Below are 17,840 nucleotides of genomic sequence, written 5' to 3'. Positions count from 1 at the left end.
GAATGGCGGGATGCCCGCACGAATAGCGGGTAATCAAACGCCCTGCCGACCGATTTCCCGCGACCGTGCGCGGTCGGCGACCGGCCTGCGCCCGGCGCACGGCGCGACGCCGCCACTGCCACGCCGGTGGCGGCCCCCCCGCGTCCCTCGGCCCGGGGGGCGTCCGCGCCGTGGACGGCGGGCGCGGCGCCTCCCCGACCTCCCGTCGGCGCGCCCGCCGCGGTGGGCGGCGGCAAGGCTTCGACCGCGCGGATCCGGCCGGTGGCCGGTTCGTCCCGCACCTCTCGGGAGGGGTGGCCGTGAAGGCGCTCAACTTCTACTCCACCGTCTATCAGGCCAACCTGCTGGCCGCGGAGAAGCGCTGCACCATCCGCCTGGGCGACAAGCGCGACAAGTATCGCGAGGGCGATCTGGTCTGGGTGACCTACGGCAACCGGTATGAACCCCGCCAGAAGCTGTTCACCGCGGTGATCGATCGCGTGGTGGTCAAGCGGCTCGGCGACCTCACGACCGAGGAGCTCCGGGCCGAGGACGCCAACCTGAAGGACCCCGCAGAGCTGGCCCGGTTCCTGGAGCGGATCTACGACCGTCCGGTGGCGATGGACGAGACCGTCAGCGCCATCTTCTTCTCCCGGGTGCTGGAGTGACCCACGCCGCCGGACCCGGGGACGCGAGCCGCGCCGCCGCCGCGACCCCCTCGGCCCGCGGAGGCCCGAGGCCGTGCCCCGTGGTCCAGACAGGGGCCGGTGGCCTAGGACCGCGGCCGCGCGGCGGCCTGTCGCCGGCTGAGGATGTGGCGCACGATCCGCTCGCCGTGCCAACGGCCGTTCTCGATGAAGATCTTGTTGGCGTCGTACCCTGCGGCCGCGACGCCGGCCAGATAGACGCCCGGGATCGGCGTCGCCATGGTCTCCGGGTCGTGACGGGGCTCCCCCGTCGCGGGATCGATGGGGATGCCGAGCCTGCGCACCAGGCGGTGATCGGGGCGGTACCCCACCAGGAGGAAGACGAAGTCGGCCGGCAGCCGGCGCGGCTCGCCCGCCACCCTCAGCCGCACGGCCTCGGGTTCGATGGCCTCGACCTCGGTGTTGTAGAGCACCGTGATCCGGCCCTTGTCCACCAGGCTGCGGAAGGGCGGCAGCACCCACGGCTTGATCCGCTCCGAGAGGGCGGGGCCGCGGTGCGCCAGGGTCACCCGGGCACCGCAGCGGTGCAGGTCCAGGGCCGCCTCGACGGCCGAGTTCTGTCCCCCCACCACCAGGACGCGCCGCCCGTAGAAGGCGTGGCCCTCGCGGTAGTAGTGGCTGACGTGGGCCAGGTCTTCCCCCGGCACCCCCAGGCGATTGGGGCGGTCGTAGTAGCCGGTGGCCAGCACCACGTGGTGCGCGCGATAGACGACGGGACGATCCAGCCGGCCCACAGGCGCCGCCGGTTCGTCCTGTTCCGCCTGTGGCGCCCCCTCCGGCCCCAGGGGCGGCCACCCCGCCACCAGGCGCGGCGCCCGTCGCGCCACCACGCGAAAGGGCCCGTCGGGCTCGCGCTGGATGTCGACGACCTCCGTGTACGTCTCCACCGCCAGGCCGAGGTGCTGGACCACCGCCCGGTAGTAGTCCAGGGCCTCGCGCCGGGTGGGGTTGGGCCGCTCGCTGACGAAGGGGATCCCCGCGATGGCCAGGTTGTCCGCCGTGCTGAAGAAGTTCATCTGCAGCGGGAAGTGGACCAGGGAGTTGACGATGGCCCCCTTCTCCAGGACCCGGTAGCGCAGCCCCGCCCGGTGGGCCGCCGCGGCACAGGCCAGGCCGCAGGGCCCGCCCCCCACGATCACCAGATCGAGGGGCGCCTCCTCCGCCGGGTGCGCCGGCCCGCCCCCGGACTCCGCCGGACGCGGCGGAGTCTCCCGGGTCGGGCTTGCCTGGCCGGTGGGGGCGTGGCGCGTTGCCCGGGTTCCATGGCCTTCGGGGGTTTCATGGGTCTCGTGGGTTGCGGTGGCCATGCTGCGCGTCGGACCTCCCTACCCGCTCCGCCCGCGACGGGCGATCCTCCCTCCGGCCCGCCAACCGGCGGCCCTCCAGCCCTCGAACGGACGGCGACCGGCAGCGGGGGCCGGGTTCGTCCGGTCAAGACGCAAGACGGTGTCCCCGGCCTCTGCGGCCCTGGCATCGCTCCGGCGTCGCCCCGCCGCCGGCTCGGCTCCCGGTGAGGGCCATGGGTCGCTCCGCAGCCTCTTCCCGCGCCCGCGGGGCGGATCCCTGCCGGCGCCGCATCACTGCTGGTCGGCCGGCACCAACGGGCGCATGATCACCGTGCCGTAGATGACCCGGCGCGGCGCCGCGGCCACCTCCAGCACGGTGTGGGCCACGTCCTCGGGCCGCAACGCGTAGTCCCGCGGCGGCGTCCCCCCGAAGTGGGTCTGGACCGAGCCGGGGCACACGGCGGTGACCCGCAGCTCGTAAGGACGCACCTCCTGCCGGAGGGTATCCGCCAGGGCCATCAGGCCCCATTTCGAGGCGCAGTAGCCCGCCCCGTTGACGAAGGTGGTGGTGCCGGCCACGGACGAGATCATGATGATGTGGCCGTCCCGCCGCTCCATCATATGGGGGAGCACGGCCTGGGACCAGAGGAAGGGTGCCTTGAGGTTGACCGCCATCATCTCGTCCCAGGCCGCCTCCGGGAGCTCGTGGACGGGCGCGAAGTGGCCGACCCCGGCATTGTTGACCAGGATGTCGATCCGACCGAACCGCTCCAGCGTCTCCCGGACGACGTCGCGGGCCGCCGCCGCAGAGGTCACGTCGGCGACGCGCGGGACGAACCGGCTCGCAGCCTCGCCCAGCGCCGCCCGCAACGCCTCCAGGGCGTCGCCGGAGCGGGCCACGCCCACCACCTGGGCCCCCTCGGCCACGAAGGTGCGCACGATGGCGGCGCCGATGCCGCGGCTGGCGCCGGTGACGATGGCCACCTTGTCCTGAAGCCGGCCTGCCATGCTCTTGCCTCCCCCGTCGCTGGCGTCGGGTTGCGGGTTGCTCGCACCCTTCCACTTTAACCCGATTCGACCCGAGCGTGGGTAGCGCCGCGGTGCGGCGCGGGAGCACCGCGCCACGGCGACCGCGGGGACCGGCGGGCGCCGACCGGTGCGGGCGGGCGCCGTGGGTCGGCATGGCGGGCCGGGATCCCCGCCGCCGGGCGCCTGCGCACATCGGCATCCTGGGGCGGGGTGGCGGTATGGCCGCGGCGGCCGGCCAGCCCGCTTACGGAGGAGGGCCAACGCCTGCACCGTGGGGCGGGGTGGCGGCGTGGTCGCGGCGGCCGGCTTGCCGGTCGCAGGGCGCCGGTGCTATCGTGGTAGCCGCCGTGCCCCCCTCCGCCGCGAGCTCCGCGGGCCAGGACGGTGCGGGGTCGCAGCGGCGGAGCGACGCCGGCCCGTCCGGCCGATCACGGCCCATCCGGCAGCGGACGCCCGCGGGCCGACGGGCGGCGAGGGCCGGCGGTCCGGACCCCGGCGCAGTTCCGGGTGCCTGCGCCGTTCTGGGGCCCCGGTGCACCGGGGCGGCAGTCGGGCGGTGCGCCGGGCTGAGGCCGGCGCCGGTCGCGGGGCGGCGATCCCACGGAAGGACGACGATCGGTTCCATGGATCCCCAACGTCCCGTCCAGGTCGAGGCCGACCCATCGTCGCCCGGGGAGACGACCCCCGCCGCCGTCCGGGGCGGCGACGACGCCGCGGGTGTCCGACCGGCGTCGGTCGGCGACGCGCCGGCCGGGGGTGGCGCCACGTCACGCCCGCGCCCCCCGGCGGGCGGCCTCCGGCGGCTGGCCCGGTTCTATGGGCCGCTGGCCGCCAGCGACCTCCTGATGGCCGCCTCCGAGATGGCGGTTAGCGCCGGCATCGCCCGGCTGGCGGCGCCGGACCTGTCCCTGGCGGCGTACGGGGCGGTGATCGCCACCTGCCTGCTGATCGAGAGCCCCGTCATCATGTTGCTGCATGCGGGCAACGCGCTGGCGACGCATCCCCAGGCGCTCCGCCGCCTGCAGCGGTTCACCCTCCTGCTGGCCGGGGGGCTGACCGGCCTGCACGCCGCCCTGGCCTTCACGCCGCTGTTCGATCTCTACTTCGGCCGGATGCTGGGACTCGATCCGTCGGTGCTGGCCCTGGTGCGGCCGGCCTTCGCCCTGATGCTGCCCTGGACGGCCGCCATCGCCTGGCGCCGGGTTCATCAGGGGCTCCTCATCCGGCACGGACACACCGTCGTGGCCAGTCGCGGCACCTTGCTCCGGTTGACCACCCTGGCGGCGGTCATGACCCTGGCGGGGGTCCTCGGACGGCAGCCCGGGGCGGTGGCCGGGTGTGCAGGACTGGCCGCGGCCGTGACGGCCGAGTGCGCCTACGTCGACGCGTACGCGCGGGGCTGGCTGGCCCGGTCCGGATGGCGACAGCCGGCGGCGCACGCCGCGACGTCTGCGGGATGGCCTCAGGCCGGGGTCGCCGCCGGGGAACCCCGGGGTGAGGCCTCTCCACGGCCTGCCGAGGCGAATCCGGAACCCTTGAGCTGGCGGGGGCTCTTGGGGTTCTACGTTCCGCTGGCCCTGACCAGCGTCACCACCTTTGCCGCCCGGCCGGTGCTGACGGGCCTCCTGGCCCGCTCGGCCGACGCCGCCCGCGCCCTGGCCGCATGGCCGGTGGTCTGGGGGACCGTGCTCCTGTTCCTGTTGCCCATGCGCACCGTCGAGCAGGTGGCCATCGCTCACGGCGAGGCGGAAGCCCAGCGGCTGGTGCGGGCCTTCGCCCTGCGCATCGGCCTGGCGGGAGCCGCCGCCCTGGCGCTCCTGGCCGCCACGCCGCTGGCCGGGGCGTATCTCACCGCGGTGATGGGCGTCGGCGGGGGCGTGGCCGAGGCGGCCCGGGTCGGTCTGCTGGCCATGGTCCCCGTGCCGCTGGTGGTGGCGCTGGCCTCGTGCGAGGCCGGCCATCTGGTGCGGGCGCGGCGCACCCTCTTCATCCACGGCTCGGCGCTGGCCAACGTGGCGGTCCTCTGCGTCACCGCGGGGCTGCTGGGCCACCTGGCACCGCACTGGCCGGGCACGCGCCTCGCGGCGGTGGCCCTGGTCGCCGCCTATCTGGCCGAGTGGGCGGTGGTGGCCGCCGGGACCCTGCGCGGTCCCCATCGCCTGCCCCATGGCCCCGGCGTGCGTCGTCAACCGCCGTCCGAGGCGTGGGCTGCGCGGTGATTGGGTCACCCGCCGCCGGTGGGCGCACCTTCGTCGGAGCGCCGGCCGTCCCCCGCGCCGCGGGGGTTGCCGGGGCCGCGGGCGATGCGGTGGGCCGCCCGCACCGACTCCGTGGACTGCCGGGTCGCCTCGTAGTCCGTCCCGCTCTCCGGATCGGCGCCGTAGGTGGCGCCCCACAGCCGGGCGGCCTCGGGCGACCGCGGTCCCGGGACGCCGCCGTCCACGGGCACCACGGGGCCACCGGCCCCCCGACGAACCCGGCCGGGGACGCTGCCGTGGGGGGCTGCCCCCGCGCCCTCCCGCCCTCGCCCGTCGGCCTTCGCCACCGCTCGTCCCTCGGCCCTGCGTCCTGCCGGTTCGTCCCGATCCGCTCCCTCCATGACCGTCACCCCCTTGGCGGCTAGTATGGCTCGTGGGGCTTGCGTCGCCGTCCCGCCGGCGGCCGCGGCCGGATCGGCCCGGCCGCGATGGGACCGCGACGGGACCGAGGGACGGGCACCGGCGAACCGGGGAGCCGCCCAGGGATGCCGGCGGGACCGAGCGGCCCGCTCCGCGTCACCGTCGCCCGTCGGTCCCGTCGGCGCGACCCGGTCGGCCGGGATCAGGGCACCGGCACGGCGGCTCCTGCGGCCAGGAAGACGAGGTAGGCCTCCTTGACGGGGCGGCCCGTGATCTCCCTGAGCGCCCGGCGGTAGAAGCGGACCTGCCCCGCGTAGAGGGCGGCCATCGCCTCCAGCGTCCGCCCCCGCGGCTCGTCGGTCTTGAAGTCCAGCAGGAGCAGGCCGTCGTCCTCCTCCACGAAGCAGTCCACGACCCCCTGGACGACCACCACGTCCGCATCCGCGCCGGTGCCCCCCTCCGTCCCGCCGGCCGCCAGGTCGGGGTAGAGCTCCGTGGCGGGCACACCCAGGGTGAACATCCACTCCCGCCGCACCCGCTCGGGCGCGCGGCGGAGCCGCCGCCCCAGGGGACCGGCGAAGAAGCGGGCCAGCGCCTGCCGGTCGACGACCTCCGCCTCCGCCGGCGTCAGCAGGCCCCGTCCCACCATGGCCTCGATCTGGCGGGCGACGTCGTCGACGTCCAGCGGGCCCGTCAGGTCCAGGTGCTGCAGGACGCGGTGGGTCGCCGTGCCCCGCTCGGCGCCGCTCAGCGGGAGGGCTGCCCCGACAGCCGGCGCCGCCGCGGCGTCCAGGCGCGGCTGCCGGAGCCCCCGGCGCAGCTCGGCCGGCAACGGGTAGGCCTGCCACTCCGGGTCGGCACGGCCCTCGAGTTCGCTGACGGACCGCTTGGCGAAGCGGTTGGCCAGGGCAGCGAAGGGATACCGCCACGCCAGGCGCCGCCGCAGCGCCTCCACCGCCTCGCGGTCGACGGCGCCCGGCGGTAGCGGCTCCCCGCGCAGCAAGGGCTCCAGCCACCCGGGGACCGGGACACCTTCCACCGCGCCCGGCGTCGCCTCCTCCGCCTCCCGATCCCCGGTCCCATCCGAGGCGGCCGGCTGCGACCTACACGATCCGTCCGCCGGCGGTGCAGCGGAGGGGTCGCCGGGACCGCCGTCGGCCGGTGCGGGCGCGGGTCCCGTCGCCTCCCGGGGCGCGGGCCCGGCGGGGTCGTCCGGTGCCGCCGCCGGCATCGCCGGCCGCAGGAGCAGCGCCCAGGCCCAGCGGGACGTCCACCCCGGGCCCGGCGGCGGCTCGACCGCCCCGCGCCCCGGGCCAGCGGGGGAGGGCGCGCCGGGAGGGTCCGGGTCCTGGGGCCGGCCGCGCCCCTGGCCGCCCAGGGCCAGCCGGCGCAAGGGGGTGGCGTCGGGATGGTGGATGAGGGCGGTCCCGATCCAGTCCAGGAAGCTCCTGGCGCCCTCGAGGATCGCCGCCGGCAGGGGCTCGGGCCCCCGCCCGTCGCCGGCCCAACCGCCGGCCGCCGCCCACCACGCGGCCGCGGCGGTGGGCAGGTCGCGGACGGATCCGACCAGGATCAGCCGCTCCCGCGCCCGCGTCAGGGCGACGTAGAGGATGCGCAGCTCCTCGGCCAGGGTGTCCAGGCGCTGCCGCGCCCGGACCGCCTCGTAGGCCAGGCTGGGATAGCGGATCCGCAGTTCCGGGTCCGCCACCTTGAGCCCGAGCCCCAGCTCCCGGTGCAGCAGGGCGTGGCCCCTCTCCTCGGGGAATCGCGCCCCCAGGTCCGCGACCACCACCACCGGGAACTCCAGCCCCTTGCTCTGGTGGATGGTCATCACCCGGACCACGTCCTCGTTCTCCCCCAGGGCCGGGGCGGTGCCCAGGTCGTCACCCCGCTCGCGCAGCCGCTCGATGAACCGGAGGAAGCGGAAGAGCCCCTGCCGGGCGAACCGGTCGAACTGGCGGGCCCGGTCCCGCAGCGCCTCGAGGTTGGCCCGGCGCTGTTCGCCCGCCGGCAGGGCGGCGACGAAGGTCAGCAGGCCCGTCTCGTCGTAGATCGCCTGGATCACCCGGGAGAGCGGCCAGCGGCGGGCCAGGCCCCGCCAGCGGGCCAGGTCGGCCAGGAACGCCCGCAGACGCTCCGCCAAGCCCTCGCCGGCGGCACCGGCCCAGCCGGTGCCGCCGGCGGCCGGCCCCCCGGGGCGGCCCCCTGCGGCCCTCAGGTCGCCCGGGCCGGAGGCGCCCCCCGCCGCTCCCGCATCGCCGAGGCCGCCCGCCGGTCTGGCGTGGCCTGGGCCCCCCGCCGGTCCTGCATCGCCGGTGCCCCCCGCCGCTGCGGCATCGCCGGGGCCGCCCGCCGCCCGGGGGCTCGCGAGGGAGGGCGCCGCACCGGCGGCGGGCGGCCCCGGGCGGGCGTCCGAGGCCGCCGCCTGGCACGCCTGATCCCGCGGCGCAGCCGGTTCCTCCCGGTCGGGATCCCAGCCGGCGACGCGGCAGACCGCCTCGTAGAAGGGGACGTCGCGGGCGGCCACCCGGATCCGGGCCAGGTCGTCCGCGTCCAGCCCCACCACCGGCGAGCGCAGCACCGCGGCCAGCGGGATGTCCTGGCGGGGGTTGTCCAGCACCTGCAGCAGGGCGAGGACCATCTCCACCTCCGGCGCGGTGAGGTAGCCGGTCCGCGAGCGGGTGTAGACCGGCACCCCGTGGCGGGACATCACCTCCACGAAGGTGGCCGCCCGCACCTTGGCGCTACGCAGCAGGACCACCACGTCCCGGTACCGCACCGGCCGGTAGCGCTCCAGGTCGGGATCCCAGACGTGCAGCGGCGGCTGGCCCGGTGCCCCCTCGACGAGGCGCCGGATGCGCCAGGCCACCAGCCGGGCCTCCCGCTCGAGGACGGTCGGGTCGACCTCCTCGTCCTCGCTGCCCTCCTGGTCCCCCGTCCCGTGGGACCCCGGACCCGCCTCCCCATCCCCCTCCTCCGCGCCGTCGCGCAGTTCCGGTCCGGGTTCCCCGGCACCGCGCCCAGCGGGTTCCCCTGGGCGGAGCCCAGCCTCCGCCTCGGGATGCGACGGTCCGGCAGCCGGCCCGCCGTCCGCCGCCTCGAGGCCCGGGACGGGGATGGAGCCGGCGGCCAGGGCGTCGGGGAGGTCGTCGTCCAGCGCCTCGGGCTTCCGTTCCAGCACGTAGACCTCCACCGGGGCCTCGCCGGCCGCCGTGCCCGCGGGCGGGTCGGGGAAGGAGGCCCGCGGGCGGAGCCGGGCGGCCTCGTCGTAGGCGAGGCCCCCCAGGTCCTGCACCATGAGGCGCGCGAAGAGGTCGTTGACCGCCGTGAGGATGGCCGGCCGGCTGCGGAAGTTGGCGTTGAGCTCGATGCGCCAGCCCGATGCCGGCGCGGCGTCCGCCGGCGCCGGCACCGGGGGCGCCGGCTCGTAGGCGCGGTAGCGGCCGAGGAACAGGGCGGGTTCGGCCTGGCGGAAGGCATAGATGCTCTGCTTGACGTCGCCCACCAGGAAGAGGTTCGGCGCTCCGTCCTCGCCGTCCCGCGCCACGAGGCGGAGGATGGCGTCCTGCAGCGGATTGATGTCCTGGTATTCGTCCACCAGGACCTCCTGGTAGTGGCGGCGGAGCTCGCGGGCCACGGCGGACGGCACCAGGGCGCCGGGATGGGCGGGGTCGGCCAGGAGCGCCAGGGCGTAGTGCTCCATGTCGGTGAAGTCCATCAGGCTGCGGTCCCGCTTGGCGACCTGGAGGGAGGCGGCGTACGCCTTGACCAGATCGACCAGGGTGGCCACGTGGGGCGCGAGGCGTTCGAGGTCGGCGGCGACGTCGGCCGCCGGGCGGGCCCATAGGCCCTCGCGCAGCCCGCGGAGGTCCCGCTTGATGTCCTCCCGGCGCCGTTGGATCCGTTTGTGGAACGGGTTCGCCTTGGCCTCGGGGTTGCCGGGGAGACGGGGCCACTGGGTGGCCGCCTCCAGGATCTGCCCCAGCGCCTCCCACCCCACTCCCGCGGCCTCGGCGGCCAAGGATGCCAGCCGACGGGCGTCGCCTTCCAGCGTATCGGCCCAGACCGCGGGTCCTCCCGGCCGGCGACACTGGGCGGCGAGGCCGGCCAGGGCCATGGCGTGGCGCTGCAGGCGGCGGGCCACCCCCTCCCGCGCCGCCTGCAGCCACCGCGCGCCGTCCAGGTCGGCGCCGGCCTCCCGGTACATGCGCACCAGCGCGTCGAGCCAGGCCTCCGGCCAGGGCTGGGCATAGGCGCTCTCGTAGAGGGCCAGGACCAGCTGCCGCAGGTCCTCGTCGCCGCGGCGGCCGCCGTACGCCTCCACCAGGGCCAAGAAGTCGGCGGCGGCGGCCGCGTAGCGCCGTTCGAAGAGGTCGTCCAGCACCTCGTGGCGCAGCAGCTGGGCTTCGTGCTCGCCGGCCACCTTCGTCGCCGGGTCGAGGCCGAGGCGGTAGAAGTACTGTCGGATGATGCGCAGGCAGAAGGCGTGCACCGTCGAGATGCTGGCCCGTCCCAGAAGCGCCAGCTGGCGGCGCAGCCGCCGGTCGTCGGGGTGCTGCGCCAGGGCCGCCTCCAGCCGCTCGCGGATCCGCTCCTTCATCTGCGCGGCGGCCGCCTCGGTGAACGTCACCACCAAGACCCGGTCGACGTCCAGCGGATCCGCGGGGTCCAGCACCCGGCGCACGACGCGCTCCACCAGCACGGAGGTCTTGCCGGCACCCGCGGCGGCGCTGACCAGCAGGTTCGCACCGCGCAGGGCGATGGCCTGCCACTGTTCCCCGGTCCACCGCGTGCCCGTTCGCGCGCCGCCCTCGGCCGCCACCGGGCGCGACGCCGCGCCGCCGGTGGCTGCGGCCCGGGCCGGCCCCCCTCGGCCGCCTGCGGGTTCACCGACGGTCATCGTCCGCCCCTCCCTCCGCGGCAGCGGGGACGGGCCCGGCGGGTCCGCCCCCGTGGGATCCGTCGGCGTCCGCCGGGGCGGGCCGGTCCGGCGGCCGCGGGGCCGCCCGGCCGGCCGACAGGCCGGTCGACGCCCCACCGCCGCCGTCCGGGGCGTGGGCCTGCCGCACCCGCTGCCAGACCTCTTGGGGACGCAGGGGCCGCATCACCCGGTAGCGGTTGCCCGGCAGGCGCGGGTCGAACTGGCAGAGCGCGCGGAAGGCGCAGGTGCCGCAGGGCGAGCGTTCCTTGAGGCGGTACGGCGCCACCTCCACCCGCCCCGCCAGGATGGCCGTCGCCATCGCCTGGACCCGCGCCTCCACCAGCCGGAAGAGATCCGCCATCTCCCCCGGCTGGAGGACCCGCGCCCAGGCCGTGGGCGTCCCATCCCTCCTGAGCTCCACCGGGATCAGGGTCTCGGGCTTGAGCTCGCGGTCATGGGCCCGGATGACCTCCGCGTCGTCGACCACCCAGCCCTGGGCCCGCAGGAGCCGGCGCGCCCGCCGCCGGGCGGCCTCCTCCGCCGGCAACGGACCCTCGGTGTCGAGGAACGGGTCGTGGACCGGGAAGTACAGCAGCGCCGCCGGCTCCACCGCGGCCGCCGGGACCGGGCTCCCGGGCGGGCCGCCGTCCGGGGCCGGGACCGGCGATCCGGCTCCCGGCCGCCCGGGCGCCCCCCCGGGGTCGATCCCCAAGGCGGCGCCCGCCCGGACGGCCACCAGCAGGTACAGCGGCAGTTGCAAGGCCAGCCCATGGTAGACCTGGTCCAGCGGCAGGTCGTGGGCGCTGCTCTTGTAGTCGACGACGCGGACGAGCCAGCGGCCCGACGCGGTCCGGGCCCCGTCGATCCGGTCGATCCGGCCTTGCAGGGCCAGGCGCTCGCCCGAGGGCAGCCGCCACGGCTCGACCTGCAGCGGCGCGTCGGGATCGGGCCCGAAGTCCACCTCCACCGCCAGCGGCCGGAAGTCGCCGCGACGGGCGTGCTCCGCCAGGCGACGGGCGGTCTGGCCGAGGATGCGCCGCGTCCGCTCCAGCAGGTGCGCGTGGTACGCCGTCTCCACGGCCAGCTCCTGGGCCAGCCGGGGGCCGATCTCGTCCAGGCACGCGGCGACCATCGCCTCGAGCCGGGAATCATCAAGGTCCTTCCAGTCCAGTCCCTCCTCCCACACCTTCCGCGCCAGGAGGCTGAGGGCGGCATGGTGGATCCGGCCCAGGCGCGGCGCGTCGAGCCGCCCGACCACGCGCTCCCGCAGCCCGAGCCCATGGGCCGCGAAGTGCTGGAACGGACAGGCGGCGAACCGCTCCAGCCGGCTGACGCTGGTCCGCAGCAGCCATCCGGCCGCGGCCGGGCGGGCATAGAGCTGCCGCCCCAGCTCGCGGCCCAGGGGACGAGGCCGGTTGGCATGGGCCAGGGCGGCCAGCGAGCGCAAGGCCCGGGGCCGGACGGCGGGGTCGGTGACGGCCCACTGATAGAGCACCGCCCAGGTGGGAGGCGGGTCCCCGCGGCGCGGGGCGGGCGGAGCCCATGGCCCCGCGGAGACCCCCATTGCATCCCGGTGGCGGGCCAGCAGCCGGGCCAGCCGGTCGATGCCCTGCGCCGGCGTCGCCACGTCGTCCGTCCCGTCGGCCGTCGCGGAACTCACGGCGAGGCCGGGCAGGAGGACCCGAAGCCGCCGCGTGAGCCAGGCCGGCGCCACCGCCCGGCCCTCCTCGTCGCCCAGCGGGTAGCTCACCCAGAGGCGGTCCCGCGCCCGGGTCAGCGCCACATAGGTGTGGTACTGCTCGTGCAGCGCCCGCACCCGCCCGGGCGGCCCCAGCTCGACGCCGCGCTCGGCCAGTTCGTCCCGCTCCTGATCGGTGAAGATGGCATCCTCCTCGACGCGGCGGGGGAAGGCGTCGTCGGTGGCGCCCAGGACGAACGCGGCCCGGGCGCTGGGGTGCCGCGAGCGCTCCACGCTGCCCGCCACCACCTGGTCGAGGCCCGGCGGGATGAGGCCGACCCGCAGGCCCTCCATGCCCGCCTCCAGCACGCGCAGGAACTCGGCCGCCGTCAGGGCGATCCCGGGCAGGCTGGCTCCCACCTGCTCCAGCAGCTCGGCGACGCCGTTCCAGACCTGGAGGTGCTCCTGGGCCGCCTCGAGGTCGCCGGCCCCCTCGGCCTCCTCGCTCCACCCCTGGAGCCGGGCGGGGACGTCGAGGTCGACCAGCAGCTGGTACAGGGCCGCCGCCAGGTCCGCCGCCGGCACCGGTTGCCGGCGGGCCGGCGCCACCCGCTGGAAGAACCGGCGCAGGTGCCCGGTGGCCTCGTCGCGGATGCGGTTGATGGCCTCGAGCTCCGCCTGCTGCACCGGCGTCGGCTCGACGTCCGCCTCCAGGGCCTCGTGGCGCCACCAGCGCCACGGGCCCCCTCGATACCACCGCGAGCCCCGGATGCCGAAGGCCAGCACGTAGTTCTCCAGCCGGTCCACTTCCCCCCGCGGCACGGGCACCAGGTCGGTCTTGAGGTAGCGGAAGACCGCCTCGTAGGGCCAGTCGCCCGCCACCACCTCCAGCGCCGCCCGCACCAGCTCCAGCAGGGGGTGGTGGGCCACCGGGCGACGGCGGTCGACGAAGAGGGGGATGCCGTGTTCCGCGCAGGCGGTCGCCAAGAGGTCGTGGTAGGTCTCCAGATCCCGCACGATGACCACCATGTCCCGGAACCGGTATCCCTCTTCCCGGGCCAGGCGCAGCATCTCCCGCGCGGCCGCGGCCACCTCCGCCCGCCGGTCGGGCGCGGCCACCAGCGTGATGCCCTCGGGCGGACCGGCGAAGCGGCGGCCAGGGAACTGGAACAGCTCCCGCTCCAGGTGGGCCAGGGCTGGGTTGCGGAAGCGCGGCATGCCCCCGCCCGCTTCCGGGAGGACCCGGGCGGGGGCGACGGCCACCCCCGCCCGCCGCGCGATGTCCAGCAACTGCCGCGCCGTCACCGCCGTGGGGTGGAAGAGCGCCGACTCGTCGTCCCCTCGTCCCACCTGACCGGCGCCGCCCACGGCCCAGGGCGCCTCCTGAGGGTCCAGGCAGAGACTGACCTCGACGCGGTCCGCCACCCGCAGGAGGGCCTCCAGGACCCGCAGCTCGCCGGGGGTGAACCCGGTGAAGCCGTCGACCCAGACGCGGGCCCCCTGCAGCCAGGCGGCGTCGTGGATGCACCGCGCCACCCGCTCCAGCACCTGGACGGGGTCGTGCAGGTGGTGTTCGGCCAGAAAGTCTTGGTACGCCTCCAGGATCAGGGCGAGATCGTGCAGCTTGACGGCGAGGAGGCCCTCGCGGCCCTCGCCCACCAGGGCCGCATGGCGGGCCCGCAGGGCGTCGGCGTCGATCCCGTAGGCCGCCAGCTCGCCGAGGGTGGCGACCAGTCGCTCGATGAAGCCGGGCCGGTCAGCCACCTGGCCGAACAAGGCGAGCCGCGGGGCCTCGCGGGCGACCAGCGCGCGCAGGATCAGCCGCTTGCCCAGTTCGGTGACGGTGGGCGTCGCCGCCCCGCCGGCCTCCTGCTGCACCCACCAGGCCAACCGCTGGAAGCTCGCCACCCGCGCCCGGGCGAACCCCCGCCGGCCATGGCGATGGACCGCGGCCAGCAGCGCCTGCTCCATCTGGAACGTGGCCTGCTCGGGCACCAGGAGGATCAGGGGCGGTCCGGCCGGACGGGCCGCCTCCTCCCGCGCCACCGCCTCCAGGCAGTGATGGGTCTTGCCGGCCCCCGCCCGGCCGAGAATCAGCCGCAGGCTCACGAGCCCTCGCCCTCCCCTTCCCGCGTCGCCCCGCCACCCGCCGCATCCGTCGGCCCCGCCGGCGCAGACGGCGCCGACGCCACGGCGACCTCCTGCGCCGTGGCCGGCAGCGCCCCGGCCAGCTCCACCGGTTGCCCCCACGCCGCCAGCGCCGGCCGGTGCGACAGGACGACCACCTGGCGGTCCTGGGCCAGGGCGGTCACGATCCGCCGCCCCTCCTCCAGACGCCGGTCGTCCCAGTGGACGAAGGGGTCGTCCAGCACGAAGGGGAGGTTGACGTCGCCGGCCAGCAGGTCGGCCACCGCCACCCGCAGCGCCCAGAACAGCTGGTCCCGGGTCCCCTGGCTGAGCTGCTCGGCCACCACCGGCGTGCCGTCGGCTTCGCGCACCGACAGGCGGAACCGGGCATCCAGCACCACCCGCCGCCCCGGCTGGCCCGTGATGCGGGCGAAGTAGCGGCTGGCCGCGTCCTCCAGCCGCTGCCGGTAGGTGGCGTGGAACTCCTCCAGCGCCTCCCGCAGGTGTCGGTGGGCCAGCACCAGGGCGTCCAGCTCGTCCCGCAGGGCTTCGCGCCGTGCCTGCAAGGCGACCAGCTCCAGCTCCGCCTGGGCGATGTTCAACGGCGCCTGCTGCAGGAGCGCCGCCTCCTGCGCCGTCAGGTGCTGGAGCTCCGCGTCGGCCTGGCGGATCGCGGCCTCGATCCCGCGCCGCTCCTCCTCGAGACCGGCCAGGGGGTGCGCCGCCTGGGCCGGGTCGAGGTCCTCCCCCGTCGGCAGCTCGGGGAAGCGCTTCGCCAGGTCCTCGATGGCCCGCAGCTCGACCAGGCAGGCATCGCGCCACTGCTCGAACCGCACCGCCAGCGCCTCCGTGTCGGGCGCCTCCCAGGCGCCCAGGACTCCCTTGAGCTCGCCCTCGCGCTCCCGCCGCCGCTGGCGGTGGGCTGCGTACGCCTGCCACTGCTCGCGGGCCTGGATCGGATCGCCCCCGCAAGCCTCGAGGAGGGCGCGGCACCGCGCCCGCAGGGCGGCCTCCTGCGCCGTGAGGGACGCCAGCTCCTGCGCCAGGGTCTCCGCCCGGCGAGCCGTCGCCTCCGCCTCCTGGGCCTGCTCGACCTCCAGCCGCTGCAGGTGTTCGTAGACGGCCGGCGGCCCGTCGGGCACGGCGGCCGGCTCGGGGTCGCCGCCAGGGGACCAGCTGGCCTCCAGCGCCTGCAGCCACGCGGCCTCCCGCTCCTCGAGCCGCCGCCACCGGTCGGCCTCCGCGGCGGGTTCCTCCCAGGACGCGGCGTCCCACCGACTGAGCTGCTCCACCAGGCGCCCCACCGTCCAGGCGCCGGAGGACGCGCCGTCCCCCAGCGCATCCCGCGGGTCCGCCGGCGACGCGGATCCTCCCGGGCCCGCCCCGCCGGCCATCACGAGGCGGGCCATGGCGCTCCACGACGGACCGGTCTCGGGCAGCGACAGCCGCGCCACCTCGTCCGCAGACGGGGGCGGGCCGGAGCGGACCCCCCAGAGCTCGGCCGCCAAGCGGGCCCGCTCCTCCTCCAGCCGCCGCCGCAGGCTGCAGACGGCGTCCCACCAGGCCGTGACCTGATCCACCGCCCCCGCCCCGCCGGTGAAGGAGGTGACCCAGCGGCGCAGATCTTCGATGGACGCCTCCACCGCCTCCAGCCGCCGCCGGACGTCGTCACGCGCCGCGGTCTCGCGCCCTCGGCGCTCCTCCAGGTTCGCCTGCCGCGCCTGCCACTCCCGGAACCGGCCTTCCAGCTCGCGGAGGCGCGCGGGCGCCTCGTGCGCCCAGGGCCCGAGCCGCGCCCGCACCGCCTCCAGGCGCTGGCGAAGCCCCTCCTCGGCGGCGGGAGCGACGCGCTGGGCCCCCGTGACCCCTCGCCACGCCAGCCACCCGACCCCCAGCGCGGCGAGGCCCACGGCCAGGACGAGCATCCACCCCGGGGCCTCCACGGCGCGGCCCAGGGTCGCCGCCGCCACCCCGGCCGCGGCGGCCACCGCCAGGGCGACCCGGCGGCCCAGCCTGCGCCGCTGCACCATCTCGGCCCGTCGCCGCGCCGCCTCATGCTCCCTCCGCTGGATCTCCTCCTGCAGGGCCGCCGCCTCGGCGGCGGCAGCGGCGATCTCCGGCGTCCACCGTTGGACCTCGGCAAAGGTCGCCGCCAGTGCCCGCCCCTCCTCGGCGAGGGCCTCGAGCGCCTGCTCCCGGGCCCGGAGCTCCCCAGCGAGGGCCGCCGCCTGGCGCTGCAGCTCGGCCTCCTGGCGCGGCGCCGCCCGCAAGCGCTCGAGCTCGTCCGCCGACGCCGCCGCCAGCCGCGGGGCACGCCGCCCCAGCCGGTCCAGCGTCGCCAGGGCCCGATCGAGGAACCGGTAGCGACACCACGCCGCCCACAGCACCCGCGCGGCGGCCTGCCACCGCCGGCGCTCCAGGACCGCCAGCTGATCCCGCAAGGCCGCGGCCGCCTGGCTCAGCTGCAGCAGCCGGTCCAGGGCGGCCGCCAGGCCGCTCTCGTCGTCGCCCGCCCAGTCCTCCCAGCCCGGCCAGCGACAGCGCTCCTCCTCCCGGAGGGCCGCGACCTCCGCCTCCAGCACGGCGGCCCGCTGCACCGCCTGCTCGATGCGCCGCCGCTGGACCAGCCGGTCCCGGTACCGTTCCACGCGGCGACGCCACTCGGCCCAGGCGTCGTGGCGCTCCCGGCACCGCTCCAGCCGCTGCTCCAGCGCCTGCCGTTGTGCCGCCACCTCCGCCCGGCGCCGCCGCACCCCCTCGAGGGCATCGGCCGCCTCCCGGTCGCGGGCGATGGCCTCCTCCAGTTGGCGGATCCGCTGCTCGACCTGCTCGATCGCCCGATCCTGCCGCAGGTTCTGCCCCGAGACGCCGAGGTCGCGGGTCCAGCGGGTGAGCGCCCGGATGGCCTCCTCCAGGGCGGCCAGCGCCTGGGCGGGCGAGCGGGCGCCGGCACCGGCCAACAGCTCCTGCACCTCGGGGGTCAAGCCGGGCTGCCGGTCGGCGGCCGCCGGCGCGGGCAACGGCTGCTGGAGGCAGAAGGTCTCGAGCAACACCGTCCGGGAGCCGATCCCCACCAGCCGCCGGATCGCCTCCTCGTACCCGGGGGCGGGCCGGTTGGCGGCGGGGTTGTGGGTCCCGGCCCACTCCTCCACCGGACCGCGCGGGTCGAGCCGCACGAGCCGCACGCGGTGGGTGGCGAAGTCCCGCTGGATGCGGTAGCGCCGCCCGTCGACGGCGGTGAACTCGAGCTCGCCCTCGAAGCGCGCAGCCCCGCCCCAGTGCCGGTACCGGGCCTGGCCGTAGCGCGACGGGTCGGACGAACCCGGCAGACCGAAGAGGATCGCCACGAGCCCGGCGACCAGGGTGGACTTGCCGCTCTCGTTGGGCGCCACCCAGTGCCCCAGGCCGTCGGGGAACCGGAACTCGACGGCCTCCCGGAAGGGTCCGAAGCCCTGCAGCCGCAGCCGGTGCCAGCGCACCCGGCCGCCCCCTGGG

8 protein-coding genes are annotated in these 17,840 nt (G+C 76.7%); 2 read left to right on the top strand and 6 right to left on the bottom strand.

The genetic code is table 11. The features are described from left to right. Nucleotides 1–299 precede the first annotated feature (299 nt). Nucleotides 300–647 carry an ASCH domain-containing protein gene (locus tag Q5761_RS03825; protein WP_135225162.1) on the top strand — a complete coding sequence of 116 codons (348 nt, stop codon included), beginning with the start codon at nucleotides 300–302 and terminating at the stop codon, nucleotides 645–647. Between the two features lie 104 nt (nucleotides 648–751). Here the strand turns inward: Q5761_RS03825 and Q5761_RS03820 are convergent, their stop codons facing one another. Further along, nucleotides 752–1,825 carry a YpdA family putative bacillithiol disulfide reductase gene (locus tag Q5761_RS03820; RefSeq protein WP_318751278.1) on the bottom strand — a complete coding sequence of 358 codons (1,074 nt, stop codon included), beginning with the start codon at nucleotides 1,823–1,825 and terminating at the stop codon, nucleotides 752–754. Nucleotides 1,826–2,263: 438 nt separating this feature from the next. Then, complete coding sequence (locus Q5761_RS03815; protein ID WP_318751277.1) at nucleotides 2,264–2,980, bottom strand: SDR family oxidoreductase; 717 nt, start codon at nucleotides 2,978–2,980, stop codon at nucleotides 2,264–2,266. 644 nt (nucleotides 2,981–3,624) lie between these two features. Between Q5761_RS03815 and Q5761_RS03810 the strand changes: the two genes are divergently transcribed. Further along, nucleotides 3,625–5,220 carry a hypothetical protein gene (locus Q5761_RS03810; RefSeq protein ID WP_135225159.1) on the top strand — a complete coding sequence of 532 codons (1,596 nt, stop codon included), beginning with the start codon at nucleotides 3,625–3,627 and terminating at the stop codon, nucleotides 5,218–5,220. 5 nt (nucleotides 5,221–5,225) lie between these two features. On the opposite strand, the gene Q5761_RS03805 is transcribed toward Q5761_RS03810, so the two are convergent. From Q5761_RS03805 to Q5761_RS03790, 4 genes are all read right to left on the bottom strand, one after another. Beyond that, complete coding sequence (locus Q5761_RS03805; protein WP_135225158.1) at nucleotides 5,226–5,600, bottom strand: hypothetical protein; 375 nt, start codon at nucleotides 5,598–5,600, stop codon at nucleotides 5,226–5,228. A 221-nt stretch (nucleotides 5,601–5,821) separates the two neighbouring features. Further along, entirely contained in the window at nucleotides 5,822–10,519 is a 4,698-nt protein-coding gene (locus Q5761_RS03800) for a UvrD-helicase domain-containing protein (protein WP_318751276.1), read from the bottom strand. Continuing rightward, entirely contained in the window at nucleotides 10,506–14,327 is a 3,822-nt protein-coding gene (locus tag Q5761_RS03795) for a PD-(D/E)XK nuclease family protein (protein WP_318751275.1), read from the bottom strand. The genes Q5761_RS03800 and Q5761_RS03795 overlap by 14 nt, the downstream gene beginning before the upstream one ends. Beyond that, nucleotides 14,324–17,824: an AAA family ATPase gene (locus Q5761_RS03790; protein WP_318751274.1), complete on the bottom strand. Its 3,501-nt coding sequence runs from the start codon at nucleotides 17,822–17,824 to the stop codon at nucleotides 14,324–14,326. Before Q5761_RS03790 ends, Q5761_RS03795 begins: the two co-directional genes overlap by 4 nt. Between the last annotated feature and the right edge of the window lie 16 nt (nucleotides 17,825–17,840).

This window comes from Thermaerobacter composti, assembly GCF_033582035.1.
Lineage (GTDB): Bacteria > Bacillota > Sulfobacillia > Thermaerobacterales > Thermaerobacteraceae > Thermaerobacter > Thermaerobacter composti.
The sequence above is the reverse complement of the archived record's forward strand: the minus strand, read 5'-3'. Positions and strand labels throughout refer to the sequence as shown.